Origin of the sequence: Microbispora sp. KK1-11, from assembly GCF_006874435.1 — a bacterium.
In the GTDB taxonomy this organism is placed as follows: domain Bacteria; phylum Actinomycetota; class Actinomycetes; order Streptosporangiales; family Streptosporangiaceae; genus Microbispora; species Microbispora catharanthi.
In genome coordinates this window covers 394,310-415,262 of the sequence record NZ_VIRJ01000003.1, presented here as the reverse complement: position 1 = coordinate 415,262, position 20,953 = coordinate 394,310, and the positions used below count along the sequence as shown (strand labels likewise).

The window sequence follows — 20,953 nt, the reverse complement described above, 5'->3', positions numbered from 1 at the left end:
TGTTTGGCGGCTGTGAGATCTGGAAAGGGACGTTTATTCAGGCCCCGCTGGCGCGTTCTCGCAACACGCGTCGCTGCTGTTCCAGCGCCACGAGTTCGCCGAACAGCCGGTTGTACTCCTGCTGCTCCTCGACCGGGTTGAGCCGCTGCAGGCGCGACTTCACCTGGGCGACGGCCCGTCCGACCGCGACCTCCTGGATCTTGGCCAGGACGGCCGCGCCGTACCGCTCCTCGACGTTGACGTCGGCGCGCACGGCCTCGACCGCGAACCGAGTGACGAGCGACCTCAGGTCGACGCCGGTCTCGCCGGGCGTCCCGGCGTCGGCCTGCTCAAGCAGCCGGTCGACCCACTCGCGCCCGCCCGGCCCTCCGGCGGCGGTCCCCCCCGCCGCCACGATGACCTCGTAGAGCGCGACGTGCTCGGGCCGGGTGAACGTCGCCGCGCCGAGCGCGTCGAACTCCGGCCCGAGCAGCGCGGGCCGCTGGACGGCGAGTTTGAGCGCCTCCGCCTCCAGGCGGACGGCGGGGTCCAGGGGCTCCTGACGCACCGGGGCGGACCCCGCGGGCGCGGCTCCGCGCGCCGCCTGCCGGCGTCCGGGAGCGTGCGCGCCCTCCTGCGGCCGCCCCACGACCTGCTGTACGCGCTGGATGACGAAGCCCTCGTCCATGAAGCCGATCCAGCGGTCGAGGTCCACCACGTAGGTCTTGCGCAGCCCGGGGTCCTTGATCGAGGCCACGACGGGCGCGGCGGCGTCGAGCGCGGCCAGGCGTCCCTCGTTGGTGTTGAGGTCGTAGCGCGACAGGATGCTGCGGATCGCGAAGGCGAACAGCGGCTCGCGGCTGGCGACCAGGTCGCGCACGGCGGCGTCGCCCTGCTTGACCCGCAGGTCGCAGGGGTCGAGGCCGTCGGGCTGCACGGCGACGAAGGTCTGCGTGACGAACTTCTGCTCGTCCTGGAACGCGCGCAGGGCGGCCTTCTGCCCCGCCGAGTCGCCGTCGAAGGTGAAGATCACCTCTCCCCGGAACTCGGCCTGGTCGAGCAGCAGCCGGCGCAGGACCTTGATGTGGTCCTCCCCGAAGGAGGTGCCGCAGGTGGCCACCGCGGTCGGCACGCCGGCCAGATGGCAGGCCATGACGTCGGTGTAGCCCTCCACGATGACGGCCTGGGACCGCTTGGCGATCTCCCGCTTGGCGAGGTCCACGCCGTACAGCACCGAGCTCTTGTGGTAGATCGGGCTCTCGGGGGTGTTCAGGTATTTGGGGCCGTCGTCGGAGTCGAGCAGCTTGCGCGCGCCGAAGCCGATGACGTCGCCCGTGATGTCGCGGATGGGCCAGACCAGCCGGCCGCGGAACCGGTCGACGGGGCCGCGCCTGCCCTCGCGGGCCAGGCCTCCCTTGATCAGCTCCTGGGAGCTGAACCCGCGGGCCATCAGGTGCCGCGACAGCGCCTCCCACTCGTTGGGGGCGTAGCCGACGCCGAAGTGCTCGGCGTCGGCCCGCTCGAAGCCGCGCTCGGACAGGAAGCGCCGCCCCGGGGCCGCATCCGGGCTGGACAGCCGCTCGGCGTAGAACTCGGCGGCGGCGCGGTGCGCCTCGATCAGCCGCAGCCGCTCGCCCTGCTCGCGACCGGGCACGTAGCCGCCCTGCTCGTAGCGGAGCTGGATGCCGGCGCGCTGGGCCAGCCGCTCGACGGCCTCGGTGAACGTCAGGTTCTCGATCTTGCGCACGAACGTGATGACGTCGCCGCCCTCGGCGCAGCCGAAGCAGTAGTAGTAGCCCCGGGCCGGGGTGACGTTGAACGAGGGCGACTTCTCGTCGTGGAACGGGCACAGCCCCTTCAGGTTGCCGCCGCCCGCGTTGCGGAGCTGGATGTGCTCGCCGACGACGTCGGCGATCGGCGAGCGCTCCCGCACGAGCGCGATGTCCTCGTCACTGATCCGACCGCTTCGCCCTGCCACGCTGGCGAGTCTAGAGCCTGCCTCCGACAGCCCGGACGCCCCACGGCGGATGGTCGAGGACATGTCACGACTTTCCGGAACCGGTCGTGATGTGCGGCTTGGTCCGTTACAAAGGAAAGGTTCGGTAACGTCGACCAGGTGGAGATCATGCGATCGGGGAGACTGGCCGCCCTCGCCGGCGCCGCGTTCGTCGCGGCGTCCTGCGGCGCGCCCGCCGGGGTCGCGGGAGTGAGCACGCTGCCGCCCACGCCGCCGCCGGGAGCCGGCGTCACGGCCGCCATGGACGACTCCCAGCCCGGCCACGTCGTGCCTCCGCCCGGGGACGAGCCGGTGCGGGTCCCGCCGCCGAAGATGTCCCCCTACACGTACGCCTTCCCCATCAAGGGCTGCAAGGTGTCGTACTCCCGCAAGCTGCTCGTGCTGCCCAAGACCATCATCTGGGCGGCCAAGGGATGCGCGTTCGTGTCGCCGGTCGACGGAGTGGTGCAGGAGGTCAACCTCAAGAACCTCTGGACGCCCTCGACCGACCGCGGCGCCGACCGGGAGGGCCGGTTCGTCACGGTCAAGGGCGAGGACGGCGTGCTGTACCTCGGCGGCCATCTCGACTCCGTGGAGCAGGACGTCACTCCGGGCGCCAAGGTCAAGGCCGGGCAGCTGCTCGGCCGGGTGGGCAACACGGGCAACGCCCGCGACACCGCGAGCAACCTCTACTTCGCCATCTCGTGGCCGGCCGCGCCGCAGTACTGGTGGGTGCGGCGGGGCGTGGTGCCGGCGTGGCCCTACCTGGATGCCTGGGACGACGGCAACCGCACCGTCTCGCCGCGCAAGGCCATGCTCACGCTGCGCAAGAAGATGGGCGCGACCCCGCCCTGCACGCAACTGTGCGCGTCCAACTCGTCCCAGCAGTCCACGCCCACCCCGGACGAGACCAAGCCGCCCACGAAGAAAAAGAAGAAGAACGGGGGCGACGACGACGTGGTGATCATCCCGCTCTGAGCGGGACGCTCACCACGGCACCGGTCCCTCCTCGTCGAAGAACCCGCCCGACGGTCCGTCCGCACCGAGCGTCGCGAGTTTGACCGCGACCGCCGCGCCCTGCGCCGCCGTACGCGGCAGGGACCTGCCGAGATCCCTGGCGAAGTCGGTGTCGCACGCCCCGGGGGCGATGGCGTTGACCAGGATGCCGAGCGGGCGCAGCTGCTTGGCGTACTGCACGGTGAGCATGTTGAGCGCGGCCTTCGACGGCGGATAGGCCGCGAAGCTCGGCCTGCCGGTGAAGTAGTGGCCGGGGTCGGTCATGTGCGTCATCGACGCCGTGCCGCTGGACACGTTGACGATCCGGCCCGCCGCCGACCGCCGCAGCAGCGGCAGCAACGCGTCGGTCACCCGGATGACGCCGAAGAGGTTGGTCTCGAACACCTCGCGCACGACGCCGAGGTCGACCGAGCCGGGCGTCTGCCGCGTCCCGCCCGAGATGCCGGCGTTGTTGACGAGCACGTCGAGGCGGCCGAACCGCTCCTCCACCTGCGCCGCCGCCGCCCGCACGCTCTCCTCGCCGGTGACGTCGATCGTCAGCGGGTGGACCTCCAGGCCCTCCGCCCGCAGCTTCGCGGTCGCCTCGTCCCGGCGTCCCCGGTCGCGCGCCCCGAGCAGCACGGTCATGCCGAGCTCGCCGAGCTGCCGCGCGATTTCGTAGCCGATTCCCTTGTTCGCGCCCGTGACAAGGGCGATGGTGCCGGTGCTGTCAGTGCTGTTCATGGGGGCAAGCCCATCACCGTGCCCCCCGCGGCGCCCAACACCGTCTCGGTCACGCGCGATACCCTCGCGGTATGACCGCCGGTGACGACACCGTGGAGACGCGGGAGCTGGCCTATTTCGTGGCGGTGGCCGAGGAGCTGCACTTCGGGCGGGCGGCCCGGCGGCTCGGCATCGCGCAGCCGCCGCTGTCGCGGGCGATCCAGCAGCTCGAACGCCGCCTCGGGGTGCGGCTGCTGGAGCGCGACCACCGCACGGTGACGCTGACGGAAGCGGGCGAGACGCTGCTGCGGGAGGGCCACGCCGCGCTCGCCGCGGTGTCGGCGGCCGTGCGCAGGACCCGGCGGGCCGGCCGCAGCGAGCCCTCGCTCGTGCTGGCCGCCAAACCGGGCGGGGACGCGGACCTGCTGCCGGAGATCCTCGCGGCGTACGCGGCCACGCCGGGCGCGCTGCCCGTCGACATCGTCTTCAGCGCACGGGAGCGGGGCGCGATGGTGCGGGACGGCCGGGCCGACGCCGCCCTGCTGCACGCCCCGCGTGAGGACCTGACCGGCCTGGCGGTCGAGGAGCTCCTGGTCGAGAGCCAGATGGCGGTGCTGCCCCGGGGGCATCGGCTCGCCGGGCGCGCGGAGCTGTCGATGGCGGACCTCGACGGCGAGCCGCTGCCGCGGTGGCCCAGCGACGTCCCCGAGGGCTTCTCCCGGATCGCCGAGAGCGGCCAGCTCATGCATCTCGTCGCGCTCGGCCGGGCCGTGGCGGTCGTCCCCGAGTCGATCCGGGCGAACCTGCGTCACGACCTCGTCGGCGTGCCCGTGGCCGACGCGCCGCCGACGACGCTGGTCCTGGCCTGGCCGCAGGACGCTCGGTCGCGGGCGCTGGCCGCCTTCGTGCGCACGGCGGCGGAGGTGGCGCGGCGGGTCTCAGCCGGCCCTGAGGCGGCCGGGCGGGCCGGCCGGTTCTGAGGGCGGCGCGGCGGGTCAGCCTGCCTTGAGGCGGTGCGTGGCCGCCGACAGCCGGCGGTGCCAGCCCATGGCGGAGGCGTCGGTCAGTGAGGCGATCTGGTCGACCACCGCGCGCAGCCGACCCGCGTCGTCGGCGGCCTGCTCGAACTGCGGCCGCAGGGCGGGCTCCAGCGTCGCCGGGGCGCCGCGCAGGATGAGGTCGCCCAGCTCGGCGATGATCTCGCGCTGCCGGGCCTGGACGGCGTGGTGGGCCTCCCTGGACATCACGTAGCGGGCCGTCACGCCCTTGAGCAGCGCGCACTCCAGGCGGGTCGTCCTCGGCACCACCAGGTCCGCGTCGTACCGGTTGTGGCCCCCCCTGTCTCCCGGCGTGGGGCGGCAGCCGTACGCCTCGCGCGTGGCGTCCTGGGCGGAGCGGCACAGCCTGCCGATGAGCGCGCTGGTGAGCCGCTTGAGCGCGGCGAGATCGGCGAGCCCGGCGTCGAAGGCGGCCGGCCACAGCGGCTCGGCGAGCAGCCGGGCGAAGGTCTCCGACAGCTCCTCCACGCCCGCGTCGGGCGCGTACCACTCCCTCGTCAGGCGGCACACCTCCAGCCGCTCCTCGGGGTCGCGCAGGGCCGCCATCGTGACGTGGCCGCACGTCAGCGCGTCCTCCAGGTCGTGCACCGAGTAGGCCACGTCGTCGGCCCAGTCCATGACCTGCGCCTCGAAGCCGACCGCGTAGTCGGGCGCCCCCTCCCGCACCCAGCGGAAGACCGCCAGGTCGTCGGGGTAGACGCAGTACGGCCGGCCCTCGGCGGCGAGCGGGACGCCGGGGACCCGGCAGGAGGACCCGGCCCAGGGATACTTGCAGACCGAGTCGAGCGCGGCCCGGGTGAGGTTGAGCCCGGCGCTGCGGCCGTCCTCGGTGATGACCTTGGCCTCCAGCCGGGTCAGCAGCCGCAGGTTCTGCGCGTTGCCCTGGAACCCGCCGCACGGCGCGGCCAGTTCGTCGAGGGCGGCCTCCCCGTTGTGGCCGAACGGAGGGTGGCCGAGGTCGTGGGCGAGACAGGCGGTCTCCACCAGGTCGGGGTCGCAGCCGAGGACCTTGCCCATCTCCCGGCCGATCTGCGCGCACTCCAGCGAGTGGGTCAACCGTGTGCGGGGGCTGTGCAGGCCGGTGCAGTCGGCGGGGGCCACCACCTGCGTCTTGGCGGCGAGCCTGCGCAGCGAGGCGCTGTGGAGCACGCGTGCCCGGTCCCGCTCGAACGCGCTCCGCTCGGGGTTACCCGGCGGCTCCGGCACCCACCGTGCCTGGTCGTGCTCGTCATAGCGGGCCATCCATCCTCCTTCCCTGTGGCAAGCCCCCTGGCGGCGGGGAATGGAGCGTACCCGCGAAGGTCCGGTTTCACGACAGATCCGGTAGTCCGATGGGAGATTGCCCCCTTGCCCGGTAAGCGACCGCGAGTGATACTCGGTTTTTCCCGCCCTGGCGCTTCCGGGGAGGAGCCCTGGTGGTGGACAACGAGCTCGCGGAGGTCCTCCGATCCGGGCCCTTCGAGCGTGCCCTGCGGGCCGCCATCCGCGCCCGGGGGCTGAGCCTCGACCGCCTGCACTCACGGCTGCGCGAGCGGGGCGTCCACGTCAGCCTCTCCAGCCTCAGCTACTGGCAGCGCGGCCGGTCGCGGCCCGAGCGGGCCGCCTCGCTGGCGGCGGTCCGGGAGCTCGAAGGCATCCTGTCCCTGCCGGAGTACGCGCTGATCGGCCTGCTCGGGCCGCCCCGCCCGCGAGGCCGGCGGCCGGAGACGCTCACCGTGCTCAGCCACCACGAGCAGGTGGTGGTGGGCGCCGGCCGGCGCCACCGGGTGAGCGCCAGGGTCGTGCTGCGGGCCGCCGTGCCGGGCGTGGACCGGTACGTGGTCGCCCATCCGCCGGGCACCCGGCTGCTGCGCACCGAGGGCTGCCGGCCCGGCCGCGGCGACGACGACGGGACCGGCCCCCTGACCGAGCTGATCTTCCCGCATCCGCTCGCGCCCGGCGAGACCCAGGTGGTGGAGTACGTCATCGCCGTCGCCGCCGGCGACCGGTACGACCGGCGCCTGCTGGACCCGGTCGAGCAGCATCTGGTGCAGGTGCGGTTCACGGGCGGCCGGCTGCCGGTGCGGTGCTTCCACACCTGGTCCCCGGACGCGTCGGCGCCGCCCGGGGACGCCGGTGAGCTGCGCGTCGACGCGTTCGGGGCCGCCCACCTGGTGGACACCGGCGCCCGGCCCGGCGTGCGCGGCATCCGATGGGAGTGGGACTAGGGTCGCGAGGCGCCGTGAGCGGCGGTCCGGGCGAGGCGGACGAGCTCGGCGGCCGGGCCGGTCAGCCGGGTCCTGGCCCGCCACACCGCGAGCAGGGGCCGGCGCAGGTCGAGATCGGCGACGGGCACCTCGATCAGGCGTCCGTCGCGCAGTTCGGCGGCCACGGCGAGACGGCTGAGGACCGCCGGGGCGACCCCGGTCTCCACCGCCACCTTCACCGCGGCGTTGGAGGACAGCTCCAGGATCGGCGGGGCGACGTCCGGCCCGGTCAGGAGACGGTCGAGGGCGTGGCGGGTGCCCGAACCGGGCTCGCGCACCACCAGCGGCGTCGCGGCCAGGTCGGCCCGGCTCAGTGGTTCCCCGCTCAGTGGTTCCCCGCTCAGTGGTTCCCCGGGCACAGGTTCCCCGGGCACAGGTTCCCCGCGCGCAGGTTTTCCGTGCAGAGGTTTTCCGCGCCGGGCCCACGGATGGCCCGGGGCCACCACGACGACGAGCCGGTCTTCCGCGACCGGCCAGGAGGTCAGCTCCCGTGGCACGGCGGGCGACTCGATGAAGCCCGCGTCGATCTCGCCGTCCGTCGCCATCCGGCAGACCTCGCCGGAGTTGACCACGCGCAGCCCCACCTCGACGTCGGGCAGCACGCGGCGCAGCGCCACCAGCCAGCCGGGCATCAGGTATTCGGCGACGGTCATGCTCGCGGCCACCCGTACGCGGGCGTCGCGCCGGCCGCGAAGGGCCTGCACCCCCGTGAGCAGGTCGTTCGCCGCCGTCAGCGTGGCGCGGGCCCAGTCCACGACGACCTGGCCCTGCGGGGTGAGGCGCGAGCCCGTGGTCGAGCGGTGCAGCAGCGGCACCCCCAGCTCCCGCTCCAGCGTGTCGAGCCTGCGGCTGGCGGACGCCTGAGTGATGCCGTGCAGCGTCGCCGCCTTGCCGAGGCTGCCCTGCTCCGCCACCAGGAGCAGCAGTTCGAGGCTGGCCAGATCCGGCCACCGTGGGGTCATACGGCAACCGTATGAGGTCTTGCGAAATCGGTGGCTACCGGGGCATATGGGACTTGGCGACGATCTCCGCATGCCTCCGTCTCCCACGCGGGCCACCGCCGCCCGTTCCACGCGTGATTCCGAACTGCTTCCGGGACTGCTCGCGACGACCGCCGGGGTTGCCCTGGCCGTCGCCGTCAACGCGCTCGTCCCCGCCGTCAGCCCGCTGATGGCGGCGCTCGTCCTCGGCGCCGTCACGACCAACCTGGGCCTGTCCTCACCCGCCCTGCGTCCGGGGCTGGAGTTCGCCGCCAGAGGGCCGTTGCGGCTCGGGATCGTCCTCCTCGGCGCGCAGCTCGCCCTTCCCGACGTCCTCGCCCTGGGCCTTCCGGTGCTGCTGCTGGTCGTGGTGACGGTCACCGCGACCTTCTTCGGCACGCAGTGGCTCGGCCGCAGGCTCGGACTGGGGCGCGAGCTGTCCCTGCTCGTCGCGACCGGTTTCTCCATCTGCGGAGCGGCCGCGGTCGCGGCCATGGACGGGGTGACGGACGGCGACAAGGAGGACGTCATGACCGCCGTCGCCCTGGTGACGCTGTACGGCTCGCTCGCGATCGCCGTCCTGCCGCAGGCCGGGGGCCTCCTGCACCTGTCTCCGGAGGCGTTCGGCGTCTGGGCCGGCGCGAGCGTGCACGAGGTGGCGCAGGTCGTGGCCACCGCGCAGGCCGTAGGCGGGGCGGCGCTCACCACCGCGGTGGTCGTCAAGCTGACCCGGGTGGTCCTGCTCGCCCCTCTCATCGCCGGAGTCACCCTCCGGCGCCGCCGTACGGCCGCTCCCACCGAGGGCAGGAGGCCGCCCGTCGTGCCCCTCTTCGTGGCCGGCTTCCTCGCCATGGCGGCCCTGCGCAGCCTCGGCGTCCTGCCGCCCGCGTCGCTGGCGGCGCTGAAGACCGCGGAGACCCTGCTGTTCACCGCCGCGCTGTTCGGCATGGGAGCGGCGGTGCGCCTGCGCGCGCTCCTGCGCACCGGCCGCCGCGCCGTCGCGCTGGGCGCCCTCTCCACGACCCTTGTCACGCTGGTCGCCCTCGCCGGCGTGACCGTGCTCGCGTGATCTCCGCCGGATCAGGTCCTCGTGATCGTCACGTCGTCGACCCCGGCCTCCAGAAGGCTGGCGGAGGCCAGGTCGGCCGCCTCGAACTGGATCCGCACGGTCTGGCCGGCCAGCCCGGTCAGCGACGCGGTGGCGACGCTCCACGCGCCGTCCCTGTCGGCGGCCGCGCCGAGCTGCTCGAAGACCGTGCCGGTCGTGCCGCCGATCACCTTCACGCGGAAGTAGTCGGCCGTGGAGGAGTTCGACCCGTGGGCGAGATACCAGGAGAACGACAGCGTGAGCGTCCCCGACGCCGGCAGCGCGATCGGCGGCGACGTGATCGTGGTCACTCCCCCGTCGACGTCGCCGTCCCCGGCGCTCGTTCCCGCGGCGGCGCCGGTGACCAGGTCGTGGCTTCCGCTGACCGTGGTGCCGAGCTGCTTGGCCCCGCTGGACGAGGTCGCGGCGGGGTCGGCCCGCTCCCACGCGCCCGAGGCGGCCGTGTCGGCGCCCGCGGCGTTCGCGGTCCAGCCGGTCGCGGTCTCGAAGGTGTCGGAGTAGACGGTCGCGGGCGGTGTGCCGGTGCCGCAGTACGCGACCTCCTTGCCGATGACCCGGTAGACGCAGTCGGCGTTCTGGACGAGCAGCAGCGCGGCCGCCCGGTTGCGGGAGGTCTCCCGGTCGATCACCTCGTCGGGCGGATAGAAGCCGGGGCTGCTGCCCTTGGGATACATCTCGAACGTGTACGTGAAGATCTTGTACGTGCCCCACATCCAGTCGTCGATCGATCCGTCGGTGATGTAGAGGTCGCTCGACTGCTCGGCGGTGTACCCGTTGGTGGCCGCCATGCTCCGGCCGAGGGCGGCATGCGCGTCCCGGTCGTCCTGCGTCATGCCCGGGCCGGTGTCGGCCGTCGTGTACCCGTACGGCCACAGGACGAGCTCGCTGTAGGTGTGCCAGTCGATGGCCGCCTTGATCTGCTGGACGCCGCCGACCACGCGGCTGCGGACGAAGTCGGCCGCAGCCCTGACCTCCGGGGCCGACTCGGCGACCGGGCCGCGGTAGGTCTCGCTGGACGGGGTGGCGGAGGAGCCGCCGCAGCAGCCCCACCTGTAGGCCCAGTTGCGGTTGAGATCGGTGCCGACGCTGGAGGTGCCGGAGTTGGGCTGGCGGTTCTTGCGCCACGACCGGTAGGAGCCTGTGGCGATGTCGTACTCGCCGCCGTCGGGGTTGAGATCGGGCAGGATCCAGATCTCCCGCGTGTTCACCAGGTCGGTGATCTGGGCGTCGGCGCCGTAGTTGTCGGTGAACAGGCGCAGCAGGTAGATCGCCATCTCGACGGTGAGGTGCTCGCGCGCGTGCTGGTGGGCGGTGAACAGCACCTCCGGCTCGCTCTCGTCGGTGGCCACGTTGTCACTGATCTTGACGCCCATCAGGTCGCGGCCCTCGTACGAGCGGCCGTAGCTGAACCTGCGGGCGATCGCGGGATGGGCGGCGACGACCTGGTCGACCAGCGTGCTGAGCTCGGCGTAGTTGTGGTAGCCGGAGTCCCCCGAGGGGAAGTCGAAGGTCTGCGGCCCGCGGGCCTCGTCAGGGGGTGCCAGCTCGGTCACCGTGAACCCGAGCCGGCGGATGGCGTCGGCCTCCTGGAGCGTCGCGGTGACGACCATGCTCCGGCCGTGCACCTCGTCGACGGCGGCGCCCGTGCGGGCCACCGCGCTGCGCTGCGCGACGGTGGCGGGGCCGTCCACCTGGTACTGCCTCGACGGCGACGGCTCCTGGCCCGCCCCGCCCGCCATCGAGGCCGTCAGCGAGACGGCCGGCGAAGCGGGGGCGGCGGCGAGCAGCGTCACGAGGGCACAAAGCGACGCGAAGGCAGCACAACGCAACGCGAAGACAGCACGGCGCGACGCCGCGCCGGTCCCCGACGACGGCAGGCGGCGACGTCTTCTCACTCCACGCCCTCCCTTGCGGTAGGTACGTAGAGTGATCAGTCAGGCGTGCGGCTTCAACGGTCACCGGGCCGTGTCGCGCGACCCGGTGAACCGCCCCCACTCCGACCTGGTCATTCCACAACCAGTCCGGATGTTCTGTGGAATTTCAACTCATCGCGTGTCGGACTGCGCGCAGCTCAGCGCGGCACGGCCCGCCTCCAGCCGGGCCACCGGAATGCGGAACGGCGAGCAGGAGACGTAGTCGAGGCCGATCTCGTGGCAGAAGTGCACCGAGTCGGGATCCCCGCCGTGCTCGCCGCAGATGCCGAGCTTGAGGTCGGGCCGGGTCCGCCTGCCCTCCTCGACCGCGATCCGCATCAGCCGGCCGACGCCCTCGCGGTCGATGGACTCGAACGGCGAGACCCCGAAGACGCCCAGGTCGAGGTACTTTCCGAAGAAGGCGCTCTCCACGTCGTCGCGGGAGAAGCCCCAGGTCATCTGGGTGAGGTCGTTGGTGCCGAACGAGAAGAACTCGGCGGCCTCGGCGATCTGCCCGGCCGTCAGCGCCGCCCTCGGCACCTCGATCATCGTGCCGATCGCCGCCTCCACGCCCGCCTCGGCGAGGATCCGCTCCGCCTCCTCCCTGACGATCTCCAGCTCCTGCACCGCGCCGACCAGCGGAATCATGATCTCCGCCCGCGCGCCCTCGACCCGCCGGGCCGCCGTGGCGATGGCCCGCACCTGCATGGCGAACAGGCCGGGGATCGTCAGGCCGAGCCGTACTCCGCGCAGGCCGAGCATCGGGTTCTGCTCGTGCAGCCGCTTGACCGCGTCGAGGAGCCTGCGGTCCCGGTCGTCCGCCCCGTCCCTGGCCCCTTTTTCCGCAAGGGCCACCTTCACGGCCAGGTCGGTGAGGTCGGGCAGGAACTCGTGCAGCGGCGGGTCGATCAGCCGGATCGTCACCGGCAGCCCGCGCATGGCCTCGAAGATGCCGGTGAAGTCGCCGGTCTGCAGCGGTTCGAGCGCGTCGAGCGCGGCCTGCCGCGCCTCGGGCGTCGTGGCCAGGATCAGGTCCTCGACGAGCCGCCGCCGCTCCCCCAGGAACATGTGCTCCGTACGGCACAGCCCGATGCCCTGGGCGCCGTAGCGGCGGGCGCGGGCGGCGTCCTCGGGGGTGTCGGCGTTGGCCCGTACGGCGAGGCGGCGTGCGGAGTCGGCGTGGGTCATGATCCGGTCGACCGCCCGCACCAGCTCGTCCTCGGCGGGCTCGCCCTCGAAATACTTCGCGACCGGCGAGGCGGTGACGGGGACCTCACCGAGATACACGGCTCCGGTGCCGCCGTCGATCGAGATCACGTCGCCCTCGTCGACGACGACCCCGCCGGGCGCGGTGAACCGGCGGGCGTGCGGGTCGACCTCCAGCTCCTCGGCCCCGCACACGCAGGTCTTGCCCATGCCGCGCGCCACCACGGCGGCGTGGGAGGTCTTGCCGCCTCTGGAGGTGAGCACGCCGTGAGCCGCGATCATCCCGGCGAGGTCGTCGGGGTTGGTCTCCCGCCGCACGAGGATGACGGCCTCGCCCCGCCCGGCCAGCTCGACGGCCCGCTCGGAGCTGAAGACGGCCCTGCCCGCGGCGGCGCCGGGCGAGGCGTTCATGCCGGTGGTCAGCCTGCGGTTGCCGGCCGTCGCGGCGAAGCGGGGGAACATGAGCTGGGCGAGCTGGTCACCGGTGACCCGGGTGACCGCCTCGTCCATGTCGATCAGGCCCTCGTCCACGAGCTGGGTGGCGATGCAGAAGGCGGCGGCGGCCGTGCGCTTGCCGACCCGGGTCTGCAGCATCCAGAGCTTGCCGCGCTCGATCGTGAACTCGATGTCGCACAGGTCGCGGTAGTGCCGCTCCAGCGTCGCCATGATGTCGAGGAGCTCGCGGTAGGCCCCCGGGTTGATGGTCTCCAGCTCCTGCAGGGGGACGGTGTTGCGGATGCCGGCGACGACGTCCTCGCCCTGGGCGTTGCGCAGGTAGTCGCCGTAGACGCCCTGGCGTCCCGAGCCGGGGTCGCGGGTGAAGGCGACCCCGGTGCCGGAGTCCGGGCCCATGTTGCCGAACACCATGGCGACGACGTTGACGGCGGTGCCGAGGTCGGCGGGGATGCGCTCCTGGCGGCGGTAGAGGATCGCGCGCGGGGCGTTCCAGGAGTCGAAGACCGCCCTGACGGCGAGGTCCATCTGCTCCCGGGGGTCGGCGGGGAAGTCGCGGCCCGTCCGCTCCCGGACGATGCCCTTGAAGGTCTCGACCAGCCGCTGGAGGTCGGCGGCGTCGAGGTCGGTGTCGTCCCGCTCGCCCTTGAGCTCGTCCATCGCGTCCTCGAACAGCTCGCCGTCGATGCCCAGGACGGTCTTGCCGAACATCTGGATGAGCCGGCGGTAGGAGTCCCACGCGAAACGGTCGTTGCCCGACTGCTTGGCCAGCCCGAGGACGGAGTCGTCGTTGAGGCCGATGTTGAGGACCGTCTCCATCATGCCGGGCATCGAGAACTTCGCCCCCGACCTCACGCTGACCAGCAGCGGGTCGTCCGCCTGACCGAGGCGCTTGCCCATCCGCGCCTCGAGGGCGGCGAGGTGCTCGCCGATCTCCCCCTCCAGCCCGTCGGGCATGCCGCCGTGCCCCAGGTAGTGGCGGCACGCCTCGGCGGTGATCGTGAAGCCGGGAGGCACGGGGAGGCCGATGTTGGTCATTTCCGCCAGATTGGCGCCCTTGCCACCGAGTAGGTCTTTGAGGTCCTTGTTGCCCTCGGTGAAGTCGTAAACATACTTGGGCATGCGACACTCCTTCGCCGACTTCAATAAAACCGCGGACGCGGCCCGCAACCGGACTGTACCTAGGAAAAGCAGCACCAAACCTCACCCTTCGCCACATATGGCGTCTAAGCAGGTAGAAGGCATCGGAGAGGTCTAATCCAATCAAAGAACCGCCATTCTTTCGACGATCGCGCAGTGGTATAAACCAATTCGTCGTCAAGGACGGCATGAAGGTTCCGCCGCACGGGAGGGGAAATGGTTTAGACCATTGTCCGGTAAGGCGGAGTTCCGGTGAGTCGGCGGTGCGGTCGCGACGGCATGCGATATAAACGAGACACCCTCCGAATACAGTCGAACACGGAGGGTTGTCAGTGTCGCGAGCGTTGTCGCGAGGGGTTCCGGAGCGAGGGATATCGGCGCGAGTGGCGGCGCGGGGAATGGCGGCGCGGATGCGGGCGGCGCGGCGAGCGACGGCGCGAAGGGTCTGGCCGGTGATGGCGGCGGCGGTCGCCGGGCTCGGCGCGATGACGGCGACCGCCGGCTGCGGGGGCGCGCGGGTCACCCCGGAGGGGTACGCGTCGAGCACGCCCGCTCTGTCCTGGAAGGCGTGCGAGGAGACGGCCTCCTCCTCCGGCTTCGAGTGCGCCACGCTCCAGGTGCCCCTCGACTACGCCAAGCCGGAAGGCAAGAAGATCGGTATCGCCCTGGTCCGGCTGCGGGCCACCGACCAGAGCCGGCGGATCGGCTCCCTGGTCTTCAACTTCGGCGGTCCCGGCGGCTCCGGCGTCACGACGCTCATCAACGCGGCCCACGCGTTCTCCGCTCTGAACAGCCGCTACGACCTCGTCGGCTTCGACCCGCGCGGTGTGGAACGCAGCAGCGGCATCCGCTGTCTCGACGCCCCCCAGATGGACCAGTACATGAGCAGGGAGCCCAGCGAGAACGCCGCCACAGAGACCGCGCTCGTCAAGGGATTCGCCCAGGCGTGCGAGCGCAACGCGGGCTGGATCCTGCCCTACGTCGGCACCGTCAACGCGGCACGCGACATGGAGTCGCTGCGCGCCGCCCTCGGCGACCCGCGCCTCAACTATTTGGGCTTCTCCTACGGCACGCACCTCGGGGCGGTGTACGCCACGCAGTTCCCGGAGAAGGTGGGGCGGATGGTGCTCGACTCCGCCGTCGACCCCTCGGTCACCATGCTCGACATGGCCAAGACGCAGGCCCTCGGCTTCCAGAAGGCGTACGAGGACTACCTGGCCGACTGCACCAAGACGCGGACGAGTTGCCCGCTCGGCGCCGACGCCGCCGCCGCGAACGCCACCGTGCTGAAGCTCCTCGACACCGTGGCGCGCACACCGGGGAAGGTCGGCTCGCGCACGGTCACCGAGGACATCGCCCGGGCGGGCATCACCCAGGCGCTCTACAGCAAGTACACCTGGCCGCTGCTCACCGAGGCGCTGAACGAAGGCAGGAAGGGCAAGTTCGACGGCCTGCTCGCACTGGCCGACCAGTACGCCGGGCGGCAGCCGAACGGCACCTACTCGACCCTGCAGTTCTCACTGCCGGCGGTGCTGTGCGTCGACAGCACCGACCGCCCCTCGGTCGCCCAGGCCGAGGAGCTGTCCCGGCGGCTGGAGAAGAAGACCCCGATCTTCGCCTCGACCGCGATCAGCGCCGGGGCGTGCAGCGTCTGGCCGGTGCCCGGGGACGACGCCGCCAGGCACGTCGACGCCACCGGGTCCCATCCCATCCTGGTGGTCGGCGTCACGAACGACCCGGCCACGCCCTACCAGTGGGCGCCGCGGCTGGCCGACCAGCTGCGCACCGCCGTGCTGCTGACGCTGAACGGCGAGGGCCACGGCGCGTACGGCCAGAGCCAGTGCATCGACGACAAGGTCAACGCGTACCTGCTGGAGGGGACGGTCCCGGCCAAGGGGACGCGCTGCGGCTGAGCGCGCTCCCCCGCTCAGGCGCTCACTGGGCCGTCCGCAGGGCGCCGAGCCCGGCCACCACGTGGTCGACCATGCCGTACTCCCTGGCCTCCTCGGCGGTGAACCACCTGTCCCGGTCGGCGTCCGCCTCGATGCGTTCGAGCGGCTGGCCGGTGTGGAGAGCAGTGCGCTCGGCCAGGGTCTTCTTCGTGTACCGCATCTGCTCGGCCTGGATCGCGATGTCGGCCGCCGTGCCGCCGATGCCGCCGGACGGCTGGTGCATCATGATCCGGGCGTGCGGCAGGGCATAGCGCTTGCCCGGCGCGCCGGCGCACAACAGGAACTGCCCCATCGACGCGGCCAGGCCCATGCCCACGGTCACGACGTCGTTCGGCACGTACTGCATGACGTCGTAAATCGCCAGACCGGCCGAAACCGAACCGCCGGGGGAATTGATGTAAAGGCTGATGTCCCGCGTGGAGTCCTCCGCGGTCAGCAACAGCAGTTGCGAGCAGATCCGGTTGGCGATGTCGTCGTCCACCTCCTGGCCGAGCACGACGATGCGCTGTTCCAGCAGCCTACGGCTCAGGTCGCCGGACGCGAGGCGGTCGGTGGCGGGGTCGCCTGAGCGGGCGTGGTGGTCCATCTGGTCTCCCTGTTCCGGTAATCGGGTTGTGCGGCGACATTAGTCCCGGAACCGGGAAAAGGGCCTGGCTATTTCACCCTGAGCACATTTCGCCATCAGCAAATTACGCTACGAGCATATTCGGCCGCGGGCGCAGTTCAGGATGCCACGGCTACCCCGGCAGCTCCAGCCCGGCAGCTCCAGCCCGGCAGAGCCGGGGCCGCGCGTGGCTCGCCGCGCTCGTCGACATGTCGTCAGGCGGGGTCATCCGACAGCCCCAGTCTCGACCGGAGGTCACCGGCGCTGGGGTGGCCCAGATCGGTCAGGATGTTCAGCGCCAGACGCCATGTGCTGCGGGCGTCCGCTTCCCGGCCCGCCGCCTCGTGGTTGTCGCCCATATGGGTGAGGACCAGGGACTCGTTGTAGCGGTCGCCGTCCTGCCGGTGCATCGCGAGCGCGCGCCGGTAGCAGGTGTCGGCTTCGTCGTAGTCTCCGAGCTGATGGTGGACGTGGCCCAGGCTGTCCCAGGTGGCTGATTCCCCGTCGCGATCCCCGGCCTCCCGAAGCCAGGTCAGAGCCTGCCGGCAGTGGGCGAGCGCTTCCCGATGGTTTCCGACGGCGATGTGGTACCAGCCGATCGCGCTGATCGCCCTGGCCTCCCAGTGCCGCTGGCCGGCGGCCCGGTAGAGCCGGAGTGCGTGTTCGGCGCTGTCCAGCGCCTCCACATGGTGGCCCTGCTGCTCGAAGACCCGCGCAAGGTTGCTGTGAATGTGCGCCTGGCCGGTCAGGTCTTCCAGCCGGGCGAAGTGCTCGAGCGCGTGCCCGTACTCCCGGACGGCCGCGTCGGCGTCACCCAGCCGGGTGTGGGCCAGGGCGAGCCCGAGCCGGCTGAGGGCGAGCACCCGGTCGTCCCCTCGGGCCGCCGCGAGAGCGTGACCGTGCACCGCGATCATGTCCCGCCAGGCCCCCGTACGGTCGAGGAAACTGCTCATGGACCACGCCAGCTGCCAGGTGTGTGTGTCGAACCCGTACGCGGCGGCGAGCTCGGCGCACGCGAGCAGGGCGGACCGCTCCGACGTGAACCAGGCGAGGGCTTCGCTGTGACTTGGATCGCTTGATGACGTGATTTTGGGATCGCTACTTGTCGTTGTCGTCCTGAGGGCTGGACCTTGCTGATGTCGTGTCTACCGTTTCTCTTCAGGAATGGCCCTTCCGTGAAGTACGGGGTGAGGAACCGCCGGACAGCCGTTGGCGCTGAGAAGGATCTTGATCGCAGTGAGCGAAGACTGTTCATTGATTACGAAGATTCATACGCGCGTTGCCCGGTCCCGGCGTCGGCGACTCTGTCGTTGACCCATGCGCAGGCCCTTGAGTGGCAACCGCGCCAATAGCGTTAGCGAGCCGTCGGGGCTGGGTTACCGGTGCAAGTGCGGAACCGGTAGAGCAGCAGCGGGAGGTAAGCGGCCGCGGTGGCCATGGTGGTGGCCTGCCGCTCGGTCACTCGGTTGATGTGGCGTGGGTCGCGAGGGGCCCGTTGTGGATCAGCTTCGCTGCGAGGACCCGATGCTCAGGGCGCCGCCACAATCGCCGAGGGCAAACCCCGCTGACCAGCCCTAACGTCCTCTGGAGAAGAGCGTCGTGCGGCTGCTTCAGATCCCGCTCGGCGGCCAGCACGCCCTGGCCGCGGCCAAGGCCCTCCAGCAGCTCGCCTACGAAGGAATTCTCTGTTCAACCGGGGAGGAGCTGACCGACAAGGAGCGGAAGGACTCGCTGCCCGATGCCCGCAACTACCTGGAGTCGCCATCACCGCCGGACTCCGCGAGGGTCTTGTGGACGACGCCGACGGAGACTTTGACTCCGGCGGCGATGGTACGGATGGATTCGCCGCGTTGGCGCCGGGCGAGGATGGCGGCGCGTTTGTCGTCGTCGACCACAGGACGGCGGCCGCCGACCCGGCCGCGTTTGCGGGCGGCTTCCAGGCCGTTCTTGGTCTTGCGCGTGATGTCGCGGCGGCGGTCTTCGGCCAGAGCGAGGGCCAGGTCGAGGATGAGGGAGCGTTCGGTGTGCTCGCCGGCTGCGACGCCCTCCAGCACCTTGACGCCGACACCGCGCTGGAACAGGTCGTTGAGGACGATCAGCCCTTCCAGGAGGTTGCGGCCGAGGCGGTCGACCTCCTGGACGGTCAGCAGGTCGCCGTCGCGGATGTGGGACAGCGCGCTCAGGAGCGCAGGCCGGTCGTCGGTGGCGAGTTTGCCGCTGATCTTCTCCTCGAACACCTTCAGGCAGATGGGGTCGAGGGCGTCGTGCTGTCGCTGAGTGTTCTGCTTGTCGGTGCTGACCCGCACCAGGCCGATGAGCGCCATCGGGGAGCGCCCTCCGTTCATCAAACGTGCCTTGAGGGGTAGCTGAACACTATTGGAAAATGAACGGCAAGATGAACGCTTTGGCGAGATCTGACGGCTCGCCTGGACATGCTCGGGCTGACGTTCATCTAACGGTCGTTAGATGAACACCCGGGGATCCCTTCGATCACGGGAAACGCCGCCGGGCGGACTCCGAGGCCCGCTCCGCCCGGGCCTGCGCCGCCTTGATCCACCGGTAGAACCCCGAACGAGACACCTTCAGCACCCAGCTCTTAGTTACTTGACGCCGAAGGCAGGCGGATGGATTCCGATTCCCAACAGCTCGGGACCGGTGACCCGTAGGCGTCGGATGCGTTCATTCAGCGGGACGGCTCCTCGGTGATGCCGCAGTCATCACGGACGCCGGCTGTGCGGTGACCGCAGCGGGTCGTCGTGCCGGCCGTTCTGCGGCCCGTGAGTGAGGCGGGAGCTCGATGGTGATGTCGAGGCCGCCGCCTGGGCGGACTGTGATCGCGATGTGTCCATGGTGGGCATGGGTGATCGCGCGCACGATGGACAGTCCCAGGCCCAGGCCCGGGCCGTCGGTGCGGACGCGGGTGCCCTGCCCGTGCACGAACGGTTCCAGCAGCGTCTGAGCTTCCTCGGGCGCGATCTCGCGGCCGGTGTTGCAGATCCGCAGCACGGCGCGTGCGCCCGCTGTGCGCGTCTCGACGGTGTGCGTCTCGACGATGAGGTACCCGTCGGCGTGGTTGTAGCGGAGCGCGTTGTCGACCAGGTTACCGACCAGGCGTTCCAGCAGGACGGGCTCGCCGGTGACCAGCGCCGGCCGCAGCCTTGCGTGTATGGCTATGCCGGCGGCTGCCGCTTGCTCCTCGGCCGTGCCCAGGGCGGCTGCCGTGATGGCGGCCAGATCGGCCGCCGCCCGCGTGCCGGCTTCGGCCTGGCTGCGGGCCAGCAGCAGCAGCCCGTTCAGGACGCGCTGCATGTGGGTGACGGCGTCGCGGACGTCGCCGGCCATGGTGAGCAGCTCGTTGCGGCTGGGGTGGCCGTCCAGGGTGACGTCGATGGCGGTGCGGGCGGTGGTCAGTGGGGTGCGCAGCTCGTGGGCGGCGTTGGCGGTGAACAGCCGCTGGCCGTCCAGGATCCGGTCGCGCTCGGCGACGCCGCACTGGATGCGGTCCAGCATGTCGTTGACCGTGCCGGCCAGCGTCGACAGTTCGTCGGCCGGGGTGGTGACCGGGACCCGCTCGGTGAGGTTCTCGGCCGACAGCCGGCGGGCGGCGGCGGAGATGACGCGGATCGGCCGCAGCACCCGGCCGGCGACCAGCCAGGCCAGTAGGGCGGCCAGGACGGTCACCATGATGAGCGCCAGACCGGCCTGGGGCAGGAGCGCGGCCAGGGTGTCGGCCTGCACCTGGTCGGCGAGATCGTGCAGGTCCTGCGTCTGGGGTGGCACCGGCTGGAGCGTGCCCTGTGGGTCGGGCCCGGTCGGGTCCAGGTGGGTGACGAGCGCCGGGCGCCGCTTCATCAGCAGGTAGGTCAGCCCGGTCAGCGCGGCTCCCGCGGCCAGGACGAGGGCGGTCTGCAAGAGGGCGAGCCGGGCGCGGGCGGTCAGCATCACGGGCCGATCCGGTAGCCGGCGCCGATGACGGTCTCGATCAGCGGCGGGTCGCCGAGCTTGCGGCGCAGCGTGCCGACGGTGATCCGGACCGCGTTGGTGAACGGGTCGGCGTGCTCGTCCCACACCTTCTCCAGCAGCGTCTCCGCGCTGATGACGTCACCGCCGGCGGCCAGCAGCTGCTCCAGCACGCCGAACTCCTTGGGGGTCAGGCGCAGCAGCCTGCCGTCCCGCTCGGCGCTGCGCCGGGCCGGATCCAGGCTCACCCCGCCGGTGCGCAGCACCGGTGGACGGGCCGGTGCGCTACGCCGTACCAGGGCGTGCACCCGGGCGACCAGCTCGGAGAAGGCAAACGGCTTGCCGAGATAGTCGTCGGCGCCCAGCATCAGCCCACCGACCCGGTCCTCCACCGCGTCGGACGCGGTCAGCATCAGCACCCGCGACACGCCCCGCTGGACGAGCCGGCGGCAGACCTGGTCGCCGTGCACCTCCGGCAGGTCCCGGTCCAGGACCACCACCTCGTACGGGGTGAGCTCGCATTTGTCCAGCGCGCTGCGGCCGTCGAGAGCGAGGTCCACGGTGAAACCGTGCTTGCGCAGCCCGGCCTCGATGTAGCCGGCGAGGGGCTGCTCGTCTTCGACCAGGAGCACACGCATC

At 71.6% G+C, this 20,953-nt stretch carries 16 protein-coding genes; 5 read left to right on the top strand and 11 right to left on the bottom strand.

Annotated elements, in window-relative coordinates:
* Window positions 1–37: 37 nt before the first annotated feature.
* Complete coding sequence (gene dnaG / locus FLW16_RS07475; protein WP_260614982.1) at window positions 38–1,957, bottom strand: DNA primase; 1,920 nt, start codon at window positions 1,955–1,957, stop codon at window positions 38–40.
* Between the two features lie 147 nt (window positions 1,958–2,104).
* Here dnaG and FLW16_RS07470 point away from each other — a divergent pair, with 147 nt between their 5' ends.
* Window positions 2,105–2,953, top strand: coding sequence for a M23 family metallopeptidase (locus FLW16_RS07470; RefSeq protein ID WP_142559091.1), 849 nt, complete (start codon window positions 2,105–2,107; stop codon window positions 2,951–2,953).
* A gap of 9 nt (window positions 2,954–2,962) precedes the next feature.
* Here the strand turns inward: FLW16_RS07470 and FLW16_RS07465 are convergent, their stop codons facing one another.
* A complete protein-coding gene (locus tag FLW16_RS07465; protein ID WP_142558984.1) occupies window positions 2,963–3,715 on the bottom strand; it encodes an SDR family oxidoreductase in 753 nt (250 codons plus the stop codon).
* 71 nt (window positions 3,716–3,786) lie between these two features.
* Between FLW16_RS07465 and FLW16_RS07460 the strand changes: the two genes are divergently transcribed.
* Window positions 3,787–4,674 carry a LysR family transcriptional regulator gene (locus FLW16_RS07460; protein WP_142558982.1) on the top strand — a complete coding sequence of 296 codons (888 nt, stop codon included), beginning with the start codon at window positions 3,787–3,789 and terminating at the stop codon, window positions 4,672–4,674.
* 15 nt (window positions 4,675–4,689) lie between these two features.
* Here the strand turns inward: FLW16_RS07460 and FLW16_RS07455 are convergent, their stop codons facing one another.
* Window positions 4,690–5,994, bottom strand: a complete 1,305-nt coding sequence (locus tag FLW16_RS07455; protein ID WP_142558980.1) for a deoxyguanosinetriphosphate triphosphohydrolase — start codon at window positions 5,992–5,994, stop codon at window positions 4,690–4,692.
* Window positions 5,995–6,167: 173 nt separating this feature from the next.
* Between FLW16_RS07455 and FLW16_RS07450 the strand changes: the two genes are divergently transcribed.
* Entirely contained in the window at window positions 6,168–6,959 is a 792-nt protein-coding gene (locus tag FLW16_RS07450) for a hypothetical protein (RefSeq protein WP_260614981.1), read from the top strand.
* On the opposite strand, the gene FLW16_RS07445 is transcribed toward FLW16_RS07450, so the two are convergent.
* Window positions 6,956–7,960 carry a LysR family transcriptional regulator gene (locus FLW16_RS07445; RefSeq protein ID WP_142558976.1) on the bottom strand — a complete coding sequence of 335 codons (1,005 nt, stop codon included), beginning with the start codon at window positions 7,958–7,960 and terminating at the stop codon, window positions 6,956–6,958. The two genes, FLW16_RS07450 and FLW16_RS07445, sit on opposite strands and share 4 nt — an antisense overlap.
* Window positions 7,961–8,030: 70 nt before the next feature.
* On the opposite strand from FLW16_RS07445, the gene FLW16_RS07440 reads away from it, so the two are divergent.
* On the top strand, window positions 8,031–9,047 hold the full coding sequence (locus tag FLW16_RS07440; protein WP_142558974.1) for a YeiH family protein: 1,017 nt from the start codon (window positions 8,031–8,033) through the stop codon (window positions 9,045–9,047).
* 11 nt (window positions 9,048–9,058) lie between these two features.
* Here the strand turns inward: FLW16_RS07440 and FLW16_RS07435 are convergent, their stop codons facing one another.
* Complete coding sequence (locus FLW16_RS07435) at window positions 9,059–10,879, bottom strand: M14 family metallopeptidase (RefSeq protein WP_260614980.1); 1,821 nt, start codon at window positions 10,877–10,879, stop codon at window positions 9,059–9,061.
* A 252-nt stretch (window positions 10,880–11,131) separates the two neighbouring features.
* Window positions 11,132–13,780 (bottom strand): pyruvate, phosphate dikinase, encoded by a 2,649-nt coding sequence (ppdK, locus tag FLW16_RS07430; protein WP_142558972.1) that lies wholly within the window; start codon window positions 13,778–13,780, stop codon window positions 11,132–11,134.
* Window positions 13,781–14,181: 401 nt separating this feature from the next.
* Between ppdK and FLW16_RS07425 the strand changes: the two genes are divergently transcribed.
* Window positions 14,182–15,711 carry an alpha/beta hydrolase gene (locus tag FLW16_RS07425; protein WP_260614979.1) on the top strand — a complete coding sequence of 510 codons (1,530 nt, stop codon included), beginning with the start codon at window positions 14,182–14,184 and terminating at the stop codon, window positions 15,709–15,711.
* Window positions 15,712–15,733: 22 nt separating this feature from the next.
* Here FLW16_RS07425 and FLW16_RS07420 read toward each other — a convergent pair whose 3' ends face one another.
* From FLW16_RS07420 to FLW16_RS07400, 5 genes are all read right to left on the bottom strand, one after another.
* Window positions 15,734–16,336: an ATP-dependent Clp protease proteolytic subunit gene (locus FLW16_RS07420; protein ID WP_142558969.1), complete on the bottom strand. Its 603-nt coding sequence runs from the start codon at window positions 16,334–16,336 to the stop codon at window positions 15,734–15,736.
* A gap of 233 nt (window positions 16,337–16,569) precedes the next feature.
* On the bottom strand, window positions 16,570–17,307 hold the full coding sequence (locus FLW16_RS07415; protein WP_142558967.1) for a tetratricopeptide repeat protein: 738 nt from the start codon (window positions 17,305–17,307) through the stop codon (window positions 16,570–16,572).
* A 795-nt stretch (window positions 17,308–18,102) separates the two neighbouring features.
* The gene (locus tag FLW16_RS07410; protein ID WP_260614978.1) at window positions 18,103–18,699 is read right to left on the bottom strand and encodes a recombinase family protein; all 597 of its coding nucleotides are present in this window, start codon (window positions 18,697–18,699) and stop codon (window positions 18,103–18,105) included.
* A 334-nt stretch (window positions 18,700–19,033) separates the two neighbouring features.
* The gene (locus tag FLW16_RS07405; RefSeq protein ID WP_142559083.1) at window positions 19,034–20,296 is read right to left on the bottom strand and encodes a cell wall metabolism sensor histidine kinase WalK; all 1,263 of its coding nucleotides are present in this window, start codon (window positions 20,294–20,296) and stop codon (window positions 19,034–19,036) included.
* Window positions 20,296–20,952, bottom strand: a complete 657-nt coding sequence (locus FLW16_RS07400) for a response regulator transcription factor (protein WP_142558965.1) — start codon at window positions 20,950–20,952, stop codon at window positions 20,296–20,298. The genes FLW16_RS07405 and FLW16_RS07400 overlap by 1 nt, the downstream gene beginning before the upstream one ends.
* Window position 20,953 lies beyond the last annotated feature (1 nt).